At 30.4% G+C, this 1,906-nt stretch carries 2 protein-coding genes; one reads left to right on the top strand and one right to left on the bottom strand.

The genetic code is table 11. From position 1 onward, the window contains the following. Positions 1-482 precede the first annotated feature (482 nt). Positions 483-689 (top strand): hypothetical protein, encoded by a 207-nt coding sequence (locus tag AAIB49_RS19775; RefSeq protein ID WP_343459057.1) that lies wholly within the window; start codon positions 483-485, stop codon positions 687-689. A 772-nt stretch (positions 690-1,461) separates the two neighbouring features. On the opposite strand, the gene AAIB49_RS19770 is transcribed toward AAIB49_RS19775, so the two are convergent. Then, positions 1,462-1,662, bottom strand: a complete 201-nt coding sequence (locus AAIB49_RS19770) for a hypothetical protein (protein WP_343459056.1) — start codon at positions 1,660-1,662, stop codon at positions 1,462-1,464. Positions 1,663-1,906 lie beyond the last annotated feature (244 nt).

Here is a 1,906-nt window from a genome sequence, read left to right as displayed (position 1 = left end):
AGAAGTACTCCTCCAGTCTTTTTATGGTTTGTGGTCAACTACCATTATACAAGATTTGGGGAGGTACTTCTTTTTTTATCTCTTAAACCCCTTGATACACAAGGGCTAAGAATTATGAAATTCATTCCCTTACTAAAAAATTCAAGGATACTATTTATTAGTAAAAATCCTGACCAATAAATGAAGGTAGAATAGAAAGCAATATTAACACTTGTTTTATCTATATGTTTATTCGATTTAAAAATCAATTAAACATCTCCTTTATCCACACTATTATTTAATTTCAATTCTAATCCATCATAACTGTACTATCAAAGCACAATTCTATTTCCAAGAGGCTTTAAATTTAGAATCAAAAAGGGTGGCTTAGTTAATCAGATATCATTTTAAATTATCGTCTTCAATAATAATGTGAATACTGTATTTTGCAGTGAATAAGTACAAGGTTTTGCAATTGCAAAAAAAGAGAGTTGCAACTTGATATGGAGCCTGATTTTGACATACTTAGAATAAAAATAGACCAAAGATTTACTGAAGTTAATCAAAATATTTCCGAATCTGAAAATCGAGTTAGACAAGAGATAGATTCTTTGGGAGTACGACTTGTACATCAACTTCAATCTACTTCAGGTGATGCAGAATATGATTTGTTTGAGATGCCGAGAGTCGAACCCGAGGAAGTAGAATAATTTAAAGGGTGCATATCTTAGAGCCTTTATATTCAAAATGCAGATTTTTCTAATAAAGCAGGATATTTAGTAATGAATGTAGAAATATCTCATAAATGCTAATTGAATTGGATTGAGAATTAATGGATTTAAAACAACGAATTAAAAATCTGAGATGACCGGAGGATATTGGTTTCTAATTGATTCTAACAGAAGGATTGGGGCTATTTTAAATTAGTGAAAATACATAAAATCTAAAAGATGAAATAGACAGAAAATTGAAGATGAATAGTTTAATCAAAGTGAGGTGTTTTGTTGTGAACTATGATAATTTTACTCAGTTTTTTTTAGTTTGTTTGTTTGGTGGGGAGTTTTACTTATTTTCCAGAGAATGATTCCTTATCCCAAAAGGACTTGGAAAAAAGACATTATTTTTACTTTTGTTCAGAGTGTCGTTGTTTTAATCGTTGTGATACCTATTCTTTCATATTTTTTATAATTCAAATCGGTACAACTTAATTAAATTGTAGTGGAAATATCCTGTTCCATGATGAGCAAGGATATTTTATTCCTAATGTTTTTGATCGTTCTTACAATGCGAGGGGTTCTGGAAAACTTCAAGCGAGAAAAAAAGCCGCAGTATGTTCTAGACTAGCCCAGACACGTTTGGGAAGAACACCAAGTAGCTAGACAAATTCACAGATAAACACAAAGAACAAAATGCCCCTTGTGTTTATCCTTTAATCTAAATGTTCATTTAATTACTGCCTATCATATTACCATGTTAAACTACTTATTCTTTAAATTTAAATACATATATCTTACTTGTTTCAAAATCATCAGTTACTTGAAAAATAACTTTCTCCTCATCACCTGCTGATACAATATAATTCCAATAATCTTTCCCATCTTCTATACCAATACCTTGAGAATCAACTTCAAAAGTATTTACTTTTTCATAATTAAACGCACCACCAAATTCATCAGTAATCATAATATCATCCGCGAACTCAATATCTTCTAAAGTAGTACTATCACCAACAAAATGAGTGCTTTTTCCATCAAATGCGTCAAAATATGGAGTTCCACCCCATACATATAAATAAGAATCGTAAGCCCGAACTAAGAAATTTTATAATAGAAGCAACTAAAATTAAAAACAGAAACGCCAAATAACCGTGAATCTGAGATGTTTTAAACAGATTTACGGTTATTTTATTTTTTTGCACATGTTGCTT

Origin of the sequence: Ornithinibacillus proteolyticus (genome assembly GCF_039581225.1) — a bacterium.
Taxonomy (GTDB): domain Bacteria; phylum Bacillota; class Bacilli; order Bacillales; family Amphibacillaceae; genus Ornithinibacillus; species Ornithinibacillus massiliensis.
The sequence above is the reverse complement of the archived record's forward strand: the minus strand, read 5'-3'. Positions and strand labels throughout refer to the sequence as shown.